The 17,061-nt window shown below is 73.0% G+C and carries 11 protein-coding genes; 7 read left to right on the forward strand and 4 right to left on the reverse strand.

The window, feature by feature from the left end:
* Positions 1-365: 365 nt before the first annotated feature.
* Positions 366-926, reverse strand: coding sequence for a MarR family transcriptional regulator (locus ABZ910_RS28260; protein ID WP_361370104.1), 561 nt, complete (start codon positions 924-926; stop codon positions 366-368).
* A gap of 167 nt (positions 927-1,093) precedes the next feature.
* On the opposite strand from ABZ910_RS28260, the gene ABZ910_RS28265 reads away from it, so the two are divergent.
* On the forward strand, positions 1,094-2,365 hold the full coding sequence (locus ABZ910_RS28265; protein WP_361370308.1) for an MFS transporter: 1,272 nt from the start codon (positions 1,094-1,096) through the stop codon (positions 2,363-2,365).
* Between the two features lie 100 nt (positions 2,366-2,465).
* Here ABZ910_RS28265 and ABZ910_RS28270 read toward each other — a convergent pair whose 3' ends face one another.
* Together ABZ910_RS28270 and ABZ910_RS28275 are read right to left on the reverse strand one after the other, a co-directional pair.
* Positions 2,466-4,106 carry a SpoIIE family protein phosphatase gene (locus ABZ910_RS28270; RefSeq protein WP_361370106.1) on the reverse strand — a complete coding sequence of 547 codons (1,641 nt, stop codon included), beginning with the start codon at positions 4,104-4,106 and terminating at the stop codon, positions 2,466-2,468.
* Between the two features lie 131 nt (positions 4,107-4,237).
* The gene (locus ABZ910_RS28275) at positions 4,238-5,614 is read right to left on the reverse strand and encodes an NAD(P)/FAD-dependent oxidoreductase (protein WP_361370108.1); all 1,377 of its coding nucleotides are present in this window, start codon (positions 5,612-5,614) and stop codon (positions 4,238-4,240) included.
* Between the two features lie 380 nt (positions 5,615-5,994).
* Here ABZ910_RS28275 and ABZ910_RS28280 point away from each other — a divergent pair, with 380 nt between their 5' ends.
* Both ABZ910_RS28280 and ABZ910_RS28285 read left to right on the forward strand, forming a co-directional pair.
* Complete coding sequence (locus ABZ910_RS28280; protein WP_361370110.1) at positions 5,995-6,762, forward strand: helix-turn-helix domain-containing protein; 768 nt, start codon at positions 5,995-5,997, stop codon at positions 6,760-6,762.
* A 282-nt stretch (positions 6,763-7,044) separates the two neighbouring features.
* Complete coding sequence (locus ABZ910_RS28285; protein WP_361370112.1) at positions 7,045-8,901, forward strand: sigma-70 family RNA polymerase sigma factor; 1,857 nt, start codon at positions 7,045-7,047, stop codon at positions 8,899-8,901.
* A gap of 15 nt (positions 8,902-8,916) precedes the next feature.
* On the opposite strand, the gene ABZ910_RS28290 is transcribed toward ABZ910_RS28285, so the two are convergent.
* Positions 8,917-11,016 (reverse strand): asparagine synthase-related protein, encoded by a 2,100-nt coding sequence (locus ABZ910_RS28290; protein WP_361370115.1) that lies wholly within the window; start codon positions 11,014-11,016, stop codon positions 8,917-8,919.
* A gap of 727 nt (positions 11,017-11,743) precedes the next feature.
* On the opposite strand from ABZ910_RS28290, the gene ABZ910_RS28295 reads away from it, so the two are divergent.
* From ABZ910_RS28295 to ABZ910_RS28310, 4 genes are all read left to right on the forward strand, one after another.
* Entirely contained in the window at positions 11,744-13,168 is a 1,425-nt protein-coding gene (locus ABZ910_RS28295) for an MFS transporter (RefSeq protein WP_361370118.1), read from the forward strand.
* A 171-nt stretch (positions 13,169-13,339) separates the two neighbouring features.
* Positions 13,340-14,554, forward strand: a complete 1,215-nt coding sequence (lhgO, locus tag ABZ910_RS28300) for an L-2-hydroxyglutarate oxidase (protein WP_361370121.1) — start codon at positions 13,340-13,342, stop codon at positions 14,552-14,554.
* A gap of 163 nt (positions 14,555-14,717) precedes the next feature.
* A complete protein-coding gene (gene trmB / locus ABZ910_RS28305; protein WP_361370311.1) occupies positions 14,718-15,512 on the forward strand; it encodes a tRNA (guanosine(46)-N7)-methyltransferase TrmB in 795 nt (264 codons plus the stop codon).
* Positions 15,513-15,554: 42 nt separating this feature from the next.
* Positions 15,555-17,009 carry a PrsW family glutamic-type intramembrane protease gene (locus tag ABZ910_RS28310; RefSeq protein ID WP_361370124.1) on the forward strand — a complete coding sequence of 485 codons (1,455 nt, stop codon included), beginning with the start codon at positions 15,555-15,557 and terminating at the stop codon, positions 17,007-17,009.
* The last annotated feature ends 52 nt before the right edge of the window (positions 17,010-17,061 follow it).

The following is a 17,061-nucleotide window of genomic DNA, read 5'->3' on the forward strand; positions in this document are numbered from 1 at the left end:
GATCCGATTTCCTCGGTGCTTTCCAGGTTCTCGCTCTCGCGTTTCCCTTTCCGGCGGTTCCGACTCTATCAGACTCTCTTTCGTGCCTGACCCCCGGTCAGCGGGGTTTGTCTTCCCGGCCTCGCGGCCGTTCCGACGTCCCAAACATTAGCGGATCTTTCCGGCTGGTCCTAATCGGGGGCCGAGCCTCGAATCGAAATGGATTCGGACATGCCGAATGCCGTCCCGTTCGGGAGATCGTGCTGGTGGTTGGGTGCCGCATCCGCGGCGAGAGGTGCTACCGCGGAACCGTTACGGCTCGTTGGCAACTCGGAGAACTCTACGGATCTGACAGGGGGGCGTCAACCCCCGCTGTCAAGATTTTTTCAGTCCAGGTCGCTGAGTCGCCCGTCGGCGTCCGGCTGGGTCTGCTCCACCCTGCGCAGGAGGCTGGTCAGGGCCTCGCCGAGGACGGTCCGCTCCTCTGCCGAAAGGTCCTGGAGGAGGTCCTCCTCGAAGACCGTGGCGAGGCGCATGGCCTCGATCCACTTCTCGCGGCCCTCGGGAGTCAGCTCCACGATCACCCGTACGCGGTTGGACTCGTCCCGTTCCCGGGTGACCAGCCCCTCCGACAGCATCCGGTCGATGCGGTGGGTCATCGCGGCCGGCGTGAGGCCGAGCCGCTTGGCGAGGTCGCTGGGGCCCATGCGATAGGGGGCGCCGGAGAGGACGAGGGCCTTGAGGACCTCCCACTCGGCGTTGCTGATGCCGAGGGCGGCGGTCTGGCGGCCGTAGGCGACGTTCATCCGCCGGTTCAGCCGGGACAGCACCGAGACGATCTTCTCGACCTGGGGGTCGAGGTCCTGGAACTCGCGCTGGTAGGCGGCGATCTGCTCTTCGAGTGTCGGCTCGCCGCCGATGTCGGTACTGCCGGGGGTGTCACCCATGCGCCCGAGTATGGCACGGGAGCGCTTGGTGTTGAAGTCCTTCGATGTGTACAGTTTAGCTTTGAAATTTATCTTTGAAGTCTTCGGTTCTAAGTACTGAGGCACTCCAACTACCTGACTCCTACTGTTCGAGAGAGGTGAACGTGACCAGGGTGAAGGGCGCAGCGATGCGCCGGATCCACGTGGGCAACGCACTCAGCGCGTTCGGGCTCGGCTTCACCGTCCCCTACCTGTACGTCTATGTGGCGCAGGTCCGGGGACTGGGGGCCATGACGGCGGGGCTCGTCCTCGCCGTCTTCGCCGTGGCCGCGCTGATCGTGCTGCCGTTCGCCGGCCGGGCGATCGTGCAGCGCGGCCCGCTACCGGTCCTGCTCGCCGCCCTGGTCGTGGCCGCCCTGGGTTCGCTGGGACTGGGGATCTCGGGGCACGCGTGGACCGTGATGGTCACCGCCGCGCTGCTCGGTGCCGGGCAGGCGGTCATGCAGCCGGCGCTCGCGACGATGATCGTGGAGTGCTCGACGACCGAGACGCGGTCGCGCGCGTTCGCGATGCAGTTCTTCCTGCAGAACCTCGGGCTCGGGGTGGGCGGCCTCATCGGCGGTCACCTCGTCGACACCACGCGCGTCTCCTCCTTCACACTGCTGTTCGCGATCGAGGCGGCGATCTTCCTGCTGCTGGTCGTGCTGATGGCGACCGTGCGGATGCCGCACGCGCCGCACATCGAGGACGCGCCCGCCGGGTCGGCGCAGGCCGGCTGGAAGCAGCTGCTCGGCCACCGGGTGATGGTGCAGCTGTGCGTGCTGGGCTTCGTGCTGTTCTTCGCCTGCTACGGGCAGTTCGAGTCCGGCCTGAGCGCGTACGGCGTCGAGGCCGCCGGTGTCTCCACGTCCACGCTGGGGACCGGTCTGGCCGCGAACACGCTGACGATCGTGGTCGCGCAGTTCGTCGTGCTGAAGTTCGTGGAGCGGCGCAGGCGCTCCCGGGTGATCGCGGCCGTGGGGCTGATCTGGGCCGTCGCGTGGGCCGCGGCCGGGTACGCCGGGCTCGGGCACGGCAGCCGGGAGCTGGCGACGGCCGCGTTCGTGTCGACGTACGCCCTGTTCGGGCTCGGTGAGGCGATGCTGTCGCCGACCGTCGCACCGCTGGTGGCCGATCTGGCGCCGGAGGGACGGGCGGGGCAGTACAACTCGGCCTTCGCCCTGGTCAAGCAGCTCGCGCTGGCGGTCGGGCCGGCGGTGGGCGGGCCGATGGGGGCCTCGCTGCCCGCGCCGTACATCGCGACCTTCGTGCTGTTCTCGCTCGGCATCAGCGTCGTCGCCCTGCGGCTGGGGCGCCGGCTCACCGCCGTACAGGATCGGCCGTGGTCGGCGAGGACGCGGGTCGTCGCGCGCGGTGGGCTGCCCGCGGAACCGGTGGAGCCGGTGGCCGCGGAGGCGTGAGTGTCCGGCGCCGGGGCTGATCGCGGGTTTGTTCGCTCGCACGCACCGGCCGGGTGCGGGCGACCAACCCGTGCCGCCCCAGCAGCACGACTGCCCGCAGCTACGCGCGAGGCAGTGCGAACTCGCACCACACCGCCTTGCCGCCGTCCGGAGTTCTGCGCGATCCCCAGCTGGCGGCGATCGTCGCGACGATGGCGATGCCCCGGCCCGCCTCGTCCGCCGGTTCCGCGCGGCGGCGGCGCGGAAGGTGTTCGTCGCCGTCCGTGACCTCGATGATCAGGCGGCGGTCGGTACGGCGGAGCCTCAGGCGCATGGGCGGGGTGCCGTGCTGCAGGGAGTTGGCGACCAGTTCGCTGGCGGCCAGGACGCCCAGGTCGTGCAGGTCGGCGGGGAAACGCCAGCTGGTCAGGACGCCGGAGGCGAAGGCACGCGCGCGTGGGGCGGCCTCCACCCCGCCGAGGAGTTCCAGGGCGGCGTTGCGGAAGAGCTCGCTGTCGGGGCCCGTGCGGGCCGGGTGCTGGAGGACCAGGACCGCCACGTCGTCGTCGTGGTCGGCGGTGACACCGGCCGAGCGGACCAGGCGGTCGCAGATCACCTGGGGGGTGCCGGTCGCGCCGGCCAGGGCGCGCTCCAGCAGCGCGATTCCCTCGTCCAGGTCCTCGTCCCGGCGCTCGACCAGGCCGTCCGTGTAGAGGACGGCCGTCGAGCCGGGGCTCAGCGGGACCGAGCCCGAGGTGTGCACCCAGCCACCGGTGCCGAGCGGGGGGCCGGTCGGTTCGTCGGCACGCAGGATCGTGCCGCTCTCGTCGCGGACCAGGATCGGCAGGTGCCCGGCGGAGGCGTACATCAGCCGGCCCTCGTTGGGGTCGTGGACGGCGTACACGCACGTGGCGATCTGGTTGGCGTCGATCTCGGTGGCGACGCCGTCGAGGAGTTGGAGCACCTCGTGCGGGGGCAGGTCGAGGCGGGCGTACGCGCGGACCGCCGTACGGAGCTGGCCCATCACCGCCGCCGCGCGCACCCCGCGGCCCATCACGTCGCCGATGACCAGCGCCGTACGGCCGCCGCCCAGGGTGATGACGTCGTACCAGTCGCCGCCGACCGCGGCCTCCGTGCCGCCGGGCAGATAGGTGGCGGCGATGCGCAGGTCGTCGGGCTGCTCCAGTTTCTGCGGGAGCAGGGAGCGCTGGAGAGTCACCGCGGTCTCGCGCTGGCGGCGCTCGCTGGCGCGCAGGCGCTCGGCGGCCTCGGCGTGGTCGGTGACGTCGGTGGCGAAGACGAGCACGCCCGCGTCGCCGTCCTCGGCGACCGGGGTGCAGGTGAAGGTGTAGGAACGGCCGTCGAGGGCCTTGCGGGACTTGAGCGTGCGGGGCTTGCCGCTGCGCAGGACCTGGTCGAGGAGGGGCAGCAGGCCGAGTTCGGCCAGTTCCGGGAGGGCGTCGCAGGCCGGTTCGCCCGGCGGGCGGGTGCCGAAGGCCGCGGTGTAGGCGTCGTTGACGTAGGCGAGGCGGTGGTCGGGGCCGTGCAGCAGGGCGACGAGGGCCGGGACGCGGTCGAGGACCTCGCGCGCGGGGAGGTCCTCGACGGCGGGAGCGGGGGACGAGCCGTCGGTCGGCGGTTCGACGCGGGCCGCGGGCACGGAGCCTTCCCCCCGCCGGTCCGGTGAGACCGCGTGATCGGTCCGCGCTGCGGCGCGGCGCTGCGTTCCGGGGAGCCGGGCGCTCCAGCGCGTGAAGTTCACAGTGGGGAAAGCCTCGTGGGTGCTGAGGGCGGGCGGGTGGCCGTCCGAGGTCGTGGGCAGTCTGGCAGTCTTGGCCGACCGCGGCGACATCCGTCAGACGCCGGGGCCGGACGTGGAGTTCCTCGGTCCGGTCAGGACGACCCCTTCGGGTCGTCCGAGGGGCTGTGAGGAGGCTTTCCACCGGCCGCGAGTTCGAACTCGGCTCGAGGGTGTTCGAGTGATCCGAGTGAGACGATCTCCCGCTTGAAGAGCCCGGAGAGGGTCCATTCCGCGAGCACGCGGGACTTGCGGTTGAAGGTGGGCACCCGGCTGAGGTGGTAGACGCGGTGCATGAACCAGGCAGGGTAGCCCGTCAGCCTGCGCCCGTAGACCTCGGCCACCCCCTCGTGCAGGCCGAGGGAGGCGACCGAGCCGGCGTACTTGTGGGCGTACGTCTCCAGCGGCTCGCCGCGCAGCGCGTGAACGAGGTTGTCGCCGAGGACCCTGGCCTGGCGGACGGCGTGCTGGGCGTTGGGCGCGGTCTCCGCGCCGGGTTCGGCGGCGGTGACGTCGGGGACGGCGGCGGCGTCGCCCGCGGCCCACGCGTGGTCGGTGCCCCGGACGGTCAACCGGGGCGTGCAGACGAGGCGTCCGCGCCGGTCGAGGGGCAGGTCGGTGGCGGTGAGGAGGGGGTGGGGCCGGACGCCGGCGGTCCACACGACGGTGCGGGTCGGCAGGCGCTGGCCGTCGCTCAGTACGGCGACACGGTCGGCGCAGGATTCCAGGCGGGTGCGCAGCAGGACCTGGATGTTGCGGCGGCGCAGCTCGGTGACGGTGTAGCGGCCCATGTCCGCGCCGACCTCGGGGAGGATGCGGTCGGAGGCCTCCACGAGGATCCACTTCATGTCCTCGGGCTGGACGTTGGGGTAGTAGCGCGTGGCGTAGCGGGCCATGTCCTCGAGTTCGGCGAGCGCCTCGACTCCGGCGTAGCCGCCGCCGACGAAGACGAAGGTGAGGGCCGCGTCGCGGATCGCGGGGTCGCGGGTGGAGGAGGCGATGTCCATCTGCTCGATGACATGGTTGCGCAGGCCGATGGCCTCCTCGACGGTCTTGAAGCCGATGCCGTACTCGGCGAGGCCGGGGATCGGGAGGGTGCGTGAGATCGAGCCGGGGGCGAGGACGAGTTCGTCGTAGGTGAGGCGGTCGGCGTCCGTGCCCTCCTCCTCGGTGGCGAGCGTGGCGACGGTGGCGGTGCGCTGCGCGTGGTCGATGGCGGTCGCCTCGCCGATGACGATCCGGCAGTCGTGCAGCACGCGGCGCAGCGGTACGACTACATGACGAGGCGAGATCGAACCGGCGGCGGCTTCGGGCAGGAACGGCTGGTACGTCATGTAGGGGTCCGGGGTGACGACGGTGATCTCGACGTCTCCCTGCCTGAGCTCCCGTTTCAGTCTCCGCTGAAGCCGCAGGGCCGTGTACATCCCGACGTAGCCGCCGCCGACAACGAGAATGCGCGCACGTTGCTTCACCCTCCCATGACGCACCCGGCGCTCTTGTTTGTCCACAGGCCCGGCAATTTGTATGACCGAGGGCCGCGTGCGGGCGGGGCGGGAGCGTGCGCCGAGGCAGGGGGAGAGGGGGCAGGTCAGCAGGGGCGCGCGGACGGAACCAAGAGGGCGTAATCGGGGCGAATATGACTCGTACTCCGATCGAGGGGCGCACTGTGCGGAACCTGCCCCTTCTGAATTGACTCCCGCTCAACTATGTTCGTGTGTCGACGGGGTGTAGGGGATGTGGGCGAACGGCACCGCGAGGGCGGTCCGGTCAGGGAACGGCACCAGTTCCGCACACTCCGGATTCCGTGGCGGGGAGTCTCCGGGGGGAGACGTCATGAACCGGGGGAACGCAGATGCATATTCAGGACAGGCACTGGTCATCGGCCTCCGCGGTCGCGCCGGGCGGCGGGGCGGTGAGCGGGTCGGCGGGCGACGGTCACGCGGACGGTGCGCGGACGACGCCGCTGCGGGTGGACGCGCAGCGCAACCTGGAGCACGTGCTGCGTGCGGCGCGTGAGGTCTTCGGCGAGCTGGGGTACGGCGCACCGATGGAGGACGTGGCGCGGCGCGCGCGGGTCGGCGTCGGCACGGTGTACCGGCGCTTCCCGAGCAAGGACGTCCTGGTCCGGCGGATAGCCGAGGAGGAGACCTCCCGGCTGACCGAGCAGGCGCGTGCGGCGCTCAACCAGGAGGACGAGCCGTGGTCGGCGCTGTCGCGCTTCCTGCGCACGTCGGTGGCCTCGGGCGCCGGGCGGCTGCTGCCGCCGCAGGTGCTGCGGGTCGGAGTTCTGGAGGAGGGCGCCGAGAGCGGCGACGCCGCGGCGGACGAGGCGCGGGTGCCGCAGCAGCGGATGGGCGCCGGTGAGCTGCGGCTGGTGCCGGAGGGAGCCGCGGCCGCCGCCGAGGACGACGCGGGGGCGGGTGCGCTGCTCGACGTGGTGGGCCGGCTCGTGCAGCGGGCGCACGCGGCGGGCGCGCTGCGGCCGGACGTGTCGGTGTCGGACGTGCTGCTGGTGATCGCGACGGCGGCGCCCTCGCTCCCGGACCCGGCCCAGCAGGCGGCGGCCTCGGCACGGCTGTTGGACATCCTGCTGGAGGGGCTGCGGTCACGGCCGGCGTGACGGACCGGACGCTCTCCACGGCACGCGCGCGCCTTTGCACGCGTCTGGACACAGTGGACACAGATGACCCCGGATGCGTCCGGAGCGCCTCGGAGGTGATCAACGTCCGCTCGGGGAAGGAGGGTTGAGCCTTCCCCGTCCGGGTGACGGTCAGTACCGTCCGCCGGCAAGTCCCCTCGGACGAGTGGTGGGTCCGCGCAGCAGGCCCCTGGGCGAAAAGCCCGTGTGGCACGCTGACCCGGTGATCGGGTCGGACTGGGCAGGCTTCGGGGGCTTTCCGCGATGAGCGTTGACGGGTGGGGCGATTCCTGTCGTGACGGGGACGCCGAGGCCGGCGGACTGACGTCACCGCACGTGCCGAACCAGGGCGGCCGTGCGGAGGGGACGGAGCCCGCCGATCCGGTGGACGGCGCGGTCCCGGCCCAGCGCGAGGGCAGCGTCCTGCCGCCGCGGGAGAGGCCGTCGTCCGACGGTGAACTGATCGAGCGAATGCGTGCGGGCGACGACAGCGCGTACGAGGAGCTGTACCGGCGCCATGCCGAGGCCGTGCGCCGCTACGCCCGCACCTGCTGCCGGGACGCCCACACCGCGGACGACCTGACCGCCGAGGTCTTCGCCCGCATGCTGCAGGCGGTGCGCGGAGGTTCGGGCCCCGAGCACGCCGTACGCGCCTATCTGCTCACGTCCGTCCGGCGGGTGGCCGCGCACTGGACGAAGTCGGCGAGGCGCGAGCAACTCGTCGAGGACTTCGCGGCGTTCGCCACGCAGTACGCGCGGTCTTCCGAGGTCCCCGACGACGACACGCTGGACCTGGGCGCCGATGTCCGCGCCATGCACGAGGCCGAACAGTCCCTGGCGATGCAGGCGTTCCGCTCGCTGCCCGAGCGCTGGCAGGCCGTGCTGTGGCACACCGAGGTGGAGGACGAGTCGCCGAGCGACGTGGCCACCCTCTTCGGTCTGGACGCCAACGGCACGCGCGTGCTGGCCAGTCGCGCCCGCGAGGGCCTCAAGCAGGCCTACCTCCAGGCCCATGTCAGCGCCTCCCTCGCCGGTGACGAGGAGTGCGCGCGCTACGCCGACCGACTCGGCACCTACGCGCGTCGCAAGCTGCGCATCCGCGCCGAGCGGGGCCTGCGCAAGCATCTGGAGGAGTGCGCCAAGTGCCGGCTGGCGGCGGCACAGATCGAAGAGGTCGCGAGCGGTATCCCGGGCGTCGTCCCGGTCGCGGTCGTCGGCTGGTTCGGCGCCGCGGGGTACGCGAAGGCCGTCGGGATCATCGCCGGGGGTGCCGGAGTGGGCGCCGCCGGGGCCGCCGCCGCGGCGAGCGGGAGTTCGTCCGGCGGGGCCGCGGGCGGCGGCGCGGCCTCGGAGGGCCTGGGCGCGCCGGTGAAGGCCGGTATCGCGGCCGGTGCGGTCGCGGTCGCGGCCGCCGCGCTGGCGCTCGCCCTGGTGAACGACAGCCATCCGGCCAAGGTGGCCGAGCCGTCGCCGCCCCCGCCGGTCGTCCACCGGAGTCCGCCGCCCCCGGCGTCGCCGGCGCCGCCGAAGGAGGAGCCCCCGCCTCCGGCACCCGTCGTCGCCGCCAGGCCGACCTCGACGCCCAGGCCCACGCCGCCAAGTCCGAAGCCCACCCCGAAGCCGACACCGCCCCCGAAGCCCAAGTCCACGCCGACACCCCCTCCGAAACCGACTCCCCCGCCCGCGCCCACCGTCTACGAGTGGAGCGAGCTGCGATACGACCTGAACGGCGACGGCACCCGGCCGGAGATGCGGCTGGGCGAGAGCAGCTGGGCGTGGCAGCGCTCCGACGTCTCCATCGCCGAGCGGACTTACGCGCACGGGGTCACCGTCCGCGGCAAGTCCTCCGTCACCGTCGACCTCAACCGCGAGTGCTCCGCGTACGACGCGCTGGTCGGGGTCGACGACATGACCCTGGGGCTCGGCAAGGTCTCCTTCTCCGTGTACGCGGACGGGGCCCGGCTGTGGAAGTCCGCGGTGATCAAGGGCGGCGACCCGGCCGTCCCCGTCCATGTGGACCTGGCCGGCCACAAGACCGTGCGCCTGGTGGTCGAGCCGCACACCGACTTCGACTCGGTGACCCTCGCGGACTGGGCGGAGTCCAGGTTCACCTGCGCGTAGGCCGGTAGGGCGCCCTCAGCCGCCGGAGGCCAGCGCCCCTCGCCTCGGCGTGATCCCGGAGGGCACCGCACGCGCGCGTGCCGGGGTGCCGCTCCAGCAGGTGCCCCGGCGGGCGAGCAGGCGGCCCAGCCACAGCTCCAGGGAGACCAGGTCCGCGAGGCCGTCCAGCGGAAGCGGTTCCCCGGCCGCGGCCGCGCGCAGCGCCTTGCGGACCACGCGGGCCTCGACCAGGCCCGCCTCGGCGAGCAGGGGCGTGGCGAACAGGGACATGAGCGGGTCGGCGGCGACGCGCAGGCCCGTGCGGGCGGCGGCGGCCGAGGAGGCGTGGGAGGGGGCGCCCCAGCCGGGCGGGAGGTCGGAGACGCCGGCGCTGCGCAGGACCGTGCGCAGGATGGCGGCGCGGGCGCCGGGCTGGATGCGCAGGGCCTCGGGCAGGGCGCGGCAGGCGCGGACGACCTGGTTGTCGAGGAACGGCGCGTGCAGCCGCTGGGAGCGGACCTCGGCGGCCTGCTCCAGCACCCTGAGGTCCGCGGCGTGCCGGGCGAGTGCCGCCCGCGCGCGGTAGTCGCCGGGGCGCTGTCCCGGGCCCACTCCGGAACGGTTGGTCGCCGCCTGCAGCAGAACCGATACTTCGGCCAGCGCCTCGCCGGTCAGCCAGCGTGCCGCGGGCCCGGGTCTGGCCCAGGTGAGCGCGGCCAGAGAGGCGCCCGCCGCTCCCCCGGGCTCGTCGAAGCGGCGGTCCAGCAGGCGCTCGGCGAGCTCCTGCATGCCTGCCCGGTACGGCGTCCGGGCCAGCCGCCGCGCCGCGCCGTACACGCGCGCCGGGACCAGCACCGAGCCGTCCGCCTTGGCCAGGGCCGCGACCGGGCGCACCAGAGAGCGCCGTCTGCGGTCCATGAGCAGGTCCGCGAGCCGTGCCGGGTGCGCGTCCAGGACCTGCCGGGCGCCGTGTCCGGTGAGGTGGTCCGCGCTGCCCGCGGACAGCCGGGCGCGGTGGCGGGCCGCCGAGATCAGCGACGGCCCCGGCTCGTCCGTCAGCGGGCCGTCCAGCTCGGCGTACGGTAGAACTTCCTCGCCGCCGGTCACCACCACGTGGTGCAGGCGCGGGTTGGCCGCGAGCGCCCCCGCCCGTTCCAGCTCGGCCTCGGGGCCGCCGACGGCCAGGTCGTTGAAGGTGACGGCCACCAGGCGCTCGCCCGCGCCCGTGCCGTGGCCGAGGACCGTGCCCGGCATGCCCGGCAGGCCCGCCGCCAGCAGGGCCAGCGTCCCCGACGCAGGTCCCCCGGACAGGTCGGCGCCGATCCCCGGCACGGGCATCCCGCGCGCGGCCCGGCGCTCGGCGGGACCCATTCCGGGTACGGGCCCGGGGTCCAGGTCGGTGCCGGGGACGTGCCGGGGTGCGGAGAGACGGGTGCGTACCGCCTCCACGAGCGCGTCGCGCACGGCGTGCACGGCGCTGTCCGGGTCGGCCGAGGGCGCCGCCACCGCGAGGGAGGCGACCTGCTCGTACCCGGCGATCTCCCGCGCCCCCGCACGCAGGATCAACGCGTGGCCCGGCGGAATGCGCCGCACGCCCTCGTACGGCGTCGAGTCGTGCAGCGCGGCCGGTACGTCGGGGGCGGCGAGCAGTGCCGCGAGGTGGCCGAAGTCGAGGTTGGCCTCGATGAGGTCGGCGAGCGGCAGCGCGGCCGTGGCGTAGGCCGTGCCGCCCGCCCAGGGCGTGTAGAACACCGGGCGGGCGCCCGCGAGATCGCCGCAGACGGTGACCCGGCGGCCGACCTGGACGACGGCCGTGTAGCTGCCGGGCCACGCCGTCAGATGCCGAAGTGCCCCTCCGCGCGCGGTGAACAGGCCGAGCCGCAGCTCCTCGTCGGAGGCGCCGCAGGTGCCCAGCACGGCGATCCGGTTGTGCGCGTCGGCCTTCACCACGCGCACCTCGTCGGGGCGCCAGTCCCCCACCGCCCACAGCGGATCTGGGTCGCCCCACAGGAGTTGGGAGCCGACAGGGTGCACGGTCTCGCCGTCGTGCCCGCCGGCGTCGACGGAGCCGGCGGAGCCGTCTCTGCTCCCGGCTGCACCGGCGGCGGCGCTGCTCCATCCCACCAACCACCGCATCGACGCCTCCACAGGCTGTGGACAACCAGTGCACCGCACGAACCGATTCACCATGCTGCCATGAAGAACGCGCCCCGGAGCGGCGGCGGCACCGCCTTCGGTTCACGGGACCGCGCCCGCACGCACACGCGTGCCGGGACACGAACCCCCGTACGGCACAAGGCGATCGGTAAGCGCTCGGCGACCGGCTGCGACGCGAATGCGCCCCCGGTTCGCTCCCCCAGAACGCCCTTCGCGCCCTCAAGTGCCATGGTGGGAGGCGTAATCGCCCGCGAGCGACAGGATCGATTTTCGGCCAATTCGGCGCAGCGAAAGCGGAGTTGCACACGCTCCGTACAGGCTCTGCGCAGCGCCCGGGCGGCACGGGGACGCGCACAGTCCGGGAGGCGGGCATCGCCTCCCGGACCGGTCCGCCACCCGCGGGGATGGAGGTGGCGGTGTCCCCCAGCCCGCTGGATCCAGTGCAGCGGGCCGACCCACGCAACGCCCATGGAACCGCTCCCCCGATGGCCGGAGAAGAGCGCACGCACGGGCGCACGGCCACACGCCGGGGGCACGTCGCGACATGCTGTGCACGGTGCGTACCGGGGCCGTACTTCCGTACGGGCCACAATCCCGCCATCCGGAACAATGCCCCTTAACGCTTGGGATGCGGCGAACTACGCTGGGTTTACGAATGCCGCGTGGTTATGCCAGCGCGGCAGCCGTCTGTGTCGAGGGGTGGCGCATGTCCAGGGAGCAACGCGGGCCGAACGAAAAGCTCGGCGCCGTTCTCGCCCTCGCGGGAATCAGCAACGCGGGTCTCGCGCGACGCGTCAACGACCTTGGCGCACAACGCGGGTTGACCCTTCGGTACGACAAGACCTCGGTCGCGCGCTGGGTGTCGAAGGGCATGGTGCCGCAGGGTGCCGCGCCCCACCTCATCGCCGCCGCGATCGGCCAGAAGCTCGGCCGCCCGGTACCGCTCCACGAGATCGGTCTGGCGGACGCGGATCCCGCCCCCGAAGTGGGCCTCGCCTTCCCCAGGGACGTCGGACAGGCGGTGCGGTCGGCGACGGAGCTGTACCGTCTCGACCTCGCCGGCCGCCGGGCCGGTTCCGGCGGCATCTGGCAGTCCCTGGCCGGATCGTTTGCGGTGAGCGCATACGCAACGCCCGCCTCACGCTGGCTGATAACCCCCGCCGACAGCTCGGTGGCACGCGACGCGAACCCCGCCGAGGGTTCCGGTGCACCGGCCAAAGTCGGCCACAGCGATGTGCGGAAGCTGCGGGAGGCCGCCGAGGACGCGCGGCGCTGGGACTCCAAGTACGGCGGCGGAGACTGGCGTTCGTCCATGGTCCCCGAGTGTTTACGAGTGGAGGCGGCACCGCTGCTGCTCGGCTCCTACTCCGACGACGTCGGCCGCGCCCTGTTCGGCGCCTCCGCCGAACTCACCCGGCTCGCGGGCTGGATGGCCTTCGACACCGGTCAGCAGGAGGCCGCGCAGCGGTACTACATCCAGGCCCTGCGCCTCGCGCGCGCGGCCGCCGACGTCCCCCTCGGGGGGTACGTCCTCGCCTCTATGTCGCTGCAGGCGACGTACCGGGGGTTCGGCGACGAGGGCGTCGACCTCGCGCAGGCCGCCCTGGAGCGCAACCGTGGGCTGGCCACCGCCCGCACCATGAGCTTCTTCCGCCTGGTCGAGGCCCGCGCGCACGCACGCGCGGGTGACGCACAGGCCGCCGGCGCGTCGCTGCGCGCGGCCGAGGGCTGGCTGGAGCGCTCCCGGGACGGCGACCACGACCCGTCCTGGCTCGGCTTCTACTCCTACGACCGCTTCGCCGCCGACGCGGCCGAGTGCTACCGCGACCTGAAGGCACCGCGCCAGGTCCGCCGCTTCACCGAGCAGGCGCTGTCGAAGCCGACGGAGGAGTTCGTGCGCTCGCACGGGCTCAGGCTCGTCGTCTCGGCGGTCGCCGAACTGGAGTCCGGCAACCTGGACGCCGCGTGCGAGCAGGGAGTGCGGGCGGTGGAGGTCGCCGGGCGGATCTCGTCGGCGCGCACCACCGAGTACGTCAAGGACCTCCTCCACCGGCTGGAGCCGTACAGCGACGAACCGCGCGTGGTGGAGCTGCGGGAGCGGGCACGGCCGCTGCTCGTGGCTCCGGCCTAGGCGCTCCGGCGGGAACGCCGGGTACCCGAGCGTCTGCCGGGTCGCTGTGACGCGCCGGCTGCGGGGGCGTCGTGGTGGACCGCGCAGTTCCCCGCGACCCTTCGGGCGCTGTCCTCCCCCGGGTTTGAAGGCGTTGTCAGTGGCGCAGTGCACTATCGGAGGCGGGAGGTGATGCAGGTGCGGCAAGGTGCGTACGACTGTGACGTGCTGGTGATCGGTGGCGGGATCGTCGGTCTGTCGACGGCGTATGCGATCACACGGGCCGCGCCGGGCACGCGGGTGACGGTGCTGGAGAAGGAGTCGGGTCCGGCCCGGCACCAGACGGGGCGCAACAGCGGCGTCATCCACAGCGGCATCTACTACCGGCCGGGCTCGCTCAAGGCGCAGTACGCGGTGCGGGGCGCCGCGGAGATGGTGAAGTTCTGCGCGGAGTACGGCATCGCGCACGCCGTCACCGGCAAGCTGATCGTCGCGACGGAGCGGGACGAGCTGCCGCGGCTGCACGCGCTCGTACAGCGCGGCCGGGAGAACGGGATTCCGGTGCGGGAGCTCAGCGGCCCGCAGATCGCGGAGTACGAGCCCGAGGTGCGCGGACTCGCCGCGATCCACGTCGGGACGACGGGCGTCTGCGACTTCACCGGGGTCGCCCGGCAGCTGGCCGAGGCGTCCGGCGCGGAGATCCGCTACGGCGCGCGGGTCGTGCGCGTGGACCGGCGCCCGGAGCGCGGTGTCGCCGTGCTGACCTCGGGCGGCGACGTCGTACGGGCGCGGGTGATGGTGAACTGCGCCGGGCTGTACTGCGACGAGGTCGCCCGGCTGACCGGGGACGAGCCGGGGGTGCGGATCGTGCCGTTCCGCGGGGAGTACTACGAGCTGGCGCGGCCCGACCTCGTGCGGGGACTGGTGTATCCGGTGCCGGACCCGGCGTTCCCGTTCCTCGGGGTGCATCTGACCAAGGGGATCGACGAAGGGGTGCACATCGGGCCCAACGCGGTACCGGCGCTGGCCCGCGAGGGGTACGGCTGGGGAGTCGTGCGGCCTCGTGAGGCGGCCGGGACACTGGCGTGGCCCGGGACCTGGGCGATAGCCCGCCAGCACTGGCGGTACGGCATGGGGGAGCTGCGGCGGTCGGTGTCGAAGGCGGCGTTCGCGGACGCGGTACGGCGGCTGCTGCCCGCCGTGCGGGACGGGGACCTGGTGCCGGCGACGCCGGGCGTGCGGGCGCAGGCGGTGCTGAGGGACGGGACGCTCGTGGACGACTTCCTGATCCGCGAGGGCGCACGGACCGTGCACGTGCTGAACGCACCGTCCCCCGCGGCCACCGCTTCGCTGCCCATCGGCAGGGAGGTGGCCCGCAGGGCGCTCACGGTCCTGGAGGGTGCGTGACGTACCCGCTCCTGTGACGTATCCGGCGCTGTGACGTGTCCGATGACGCCTCCGACGCCGCTTGCGCGGCCCGCTCACGACCTAAAATCGACTCACTGTGTATGACTCCGTGAACACCCCCGAATCCTCCGGCGCCCCGCGGCCCGCCTCCGGCGAGCCGCCGGTGCCGCACGCCTCCGGTGCCCCCGTCCGGCACACCCGGGCCAAGGGAGAGCCGCGGTTTCCCGACGGGCCCCAGGCCGATCCCGCCGGATCGCACTTCGAGCGGCGGATCCGGAGCTTCCAGCCGCGGCGGAGCCGGGTGACCGCGGGGCAGGCGGACGCGCTGCAGCGGCTGTGGGCCCAGTGGGGGCTCGACATCGACGGTCAGCGGGTCATCGACCTCGGCGAGCTCTTCGGCAACGACCGCCGCGTCGTGCTGGAGATCGGCTTCGGCATGGGGGAGGCCACCGCGCAGATGGCCGCCGGTGACCCCGGCACCAACATCCTCGCCGTCGACGTGCACACGCCGGGGCAGGGAAACCTGCTGGGCCTCGCCGAGCGCGGCGGGCTGTCCAACGTCCGGGTCGGCAACGGCGACGCCATCATCCTGCTGCGCGAGATGCTGCGCCCCGACGCGCTCGACGGGCTGCGCGTCTACTTCCCGGACCCCTGGCCCAAGAAGCGGCACCACAAGCGGCGGCTGATCCAGCCCGAGTTCCTCGACCTGGCCGCCACCCGCCTCGGGCCGGGGGCGATCGTGCACTGCGCGACCGACTGGGAGCCGTATGCCGAGCAGATGCTCGACGTGCTCACCGCACACCCCGGCTTCGAGAACACCCAGCCCGAGGGCGGTTTCGCGCCCCGGCCCGAATACCGTCCGCTGACCCGTTTCGAGGGCCAGGGACTGGACAAGGGACATGTGGTGAACGATCTGCTGTTCCGCCGCGTACCGCACCAAGACGAACTCGCTCATTAATTCGAGCCCCCGTTGTCGGAGTCGATCACTAGAGTCGATGCCGTGGCCACCTTCCCTCCGTACCCGACACCGCCCACCGGTCCCGCCGGTCCCGCCGACGGTGTGCTCCGGCACGCGCACTGGTGGCAGCGCAGGTGGGTGCGGTACGGGTCGCTGATCACCCTCCTCGCGCTGTCCGGGCTCGTCATCCTCGCGCTCGTGCGCGAGCAGACCGGCACGGAAGGGTTCCTCGTCGGGCTCGGCCTCGCGGTGCTGCCCGTGCCGCTGCTCATGACGGCCTTCCGCTGGCTGGACCGGGTCGAGCCCGGCCCCTGGCGCAACCTGATCTTCGCCTTCGCGTGGGGGGCGTGCGCGGCGGCCCTGATCGCCATCGTCGCCAACACCTTCGCCATCCACTGGATAGCGACGGCGACGGCCGATCCGTCCAGCGCCCACACCCTCGGCGCCACCGCGATAGCGCCCGTCGTCGAGGAGTCCGCCAAGGCCGCGGCCGTCCTGCTCGTCTTCCTCTTCCGCAGACGGGACTTCACCGGGATCGTCGACGGGGTGGTGATAGCGGGGTTCACCGCCACCGGGTTCGCCTTCACCGAGAACATCCTCTATCTCGGCACCGCCTTCGGCACCGACCAGGTCAACGGCGCCCCCGGCATCGTCTCCGTCACCGCCGCCACCTTCTTCGTGCGCGTCATCATGGCCCCGTTCGCGCACCCCCTCTTCACCGTCCTCACCGGCATCGGCTTCGGCATCGCCGCGCAGTCCGCCGACCGGCAGCGCGCCCGGCGCATCCTGCTGCCGCTGTGCGGACTGCTGCTCGCGATGGGCATGCACGCGCTCTGGAACGGGTCGTCCACCTTCGGACCGTTGGGATTCCTCGCCGTGTACGCGGCGTTCATGGTGCCCGCGTTCGGGCTGCTGACCTGGCTGGTGATCTGGACGCGGCAGCGCGAGCTGCGGACCGTGCGCGAGGAGCTCCCGGCGTACGTCATGGCGGGCTGGCTGGGGCCGGCCGAGCCGTTCGCGCTGGGCTCGATGGGGGCGCGGCGGCTCGCCCGGGACTACGCGGGCCAGCACCTCGGCAAGCCGGCGGCACGGGTCGTGGCGCAGTACGAGGCGTACGCGACGTCCCTCGCCTTCCTCCGGCACCGCGGGCGCCTCGGCCGCGCGGGAGCCGACTTCGTCGTACGGGAGCGGGAACTGCTCACCGAACTGTGGAACCGCCGGCAGACGGCGCGCCCGGCACTGGAGTACGCGGCACGGGCGACGACTCCGGCGACCCCGCCCCCGATGTGGCCTGGGTACGGCCCGCAGCACGGCGCGGGCTACGGAGGGCAGCCCGGCGCGGTGTACGGGCCACAGCCGGGCGGAGCCTACGGGGCTCCGGGAGCGTACGGATATCCGTCGGCGTACCCCGTGGCGAATCCGTCGCCGAATCCGTCACCGAATCCCTCGGCAAGCCCCTCGGCGCAGTACCCCGCCTACAACCCGTACCGGTCGTAGTCGTCCGCTCTCCGCACCCGGTGACGGGCGCGGGCCGTGAACGCCGGACCGG

This window comes from Streptomyces sp. NPDC046805 (assembly GCF_040645355.1).
Lineage (GTDB): Bacteria > Actinomycetota > Actinomycetes > Streptomycetales > Streptomycetaceae > Streptomyces.

Excerpts from the sequence above, each read along its gene's own strand:
- ABZ910_RS28260 (WP_361370104.1), bottom strand. The coding sequence starts at position 926 with ATGGGTGACACCCCCGGCAGTACCGACATCGGCGGCGAGCCGACACTC.
- ABZ910_RS28265 (WP_361370308.1), top strand. The coding sequence starts at position 1,094 with ATGCGCCGGATCCACGTGGGCAACGCACTCAGCGCGTTCGGGCTCGGC.
- ABZ910_RS28280 (WP_361370110.1), top strand. The coding sequence starts at position 5,995 with ATGCATATTCAGGACAGGCACTGGTCATCGGCCTCCGCGGTCGCGCCG.
- ABZ910_RS28285 (WP_361370112.1), top strand. The coding sequence starts at position 7,045 with ATGAGCGTTGACGGGTGGGGCGATTCCTGTCGTGACGGGGACGCCGAG.
- ABZ910_RS28290 (WP_361370115.1), bottom strand. The coding sequence starts at position 11,016 with ATGCGGTGGTTGGTGGGATGGAGCAGCGCCGCCGCCGGTGCAGCCGGG.
- ABZ910_RS28295 (WP_361370118.1), top strand. The coding sequence starts at position 11,744 with ATGTCCAGGGAGCAACGCGGGCCGAACGAAAAGCTCGGCGCCGTTCTC.
- lhgO (WP_361370121.1), top strand. The coding sequence starts at position 13,340 with ATGCAGGTGCGGCAAGGTGCGTACGACTGTGACGTGCTGGTGATCGGT.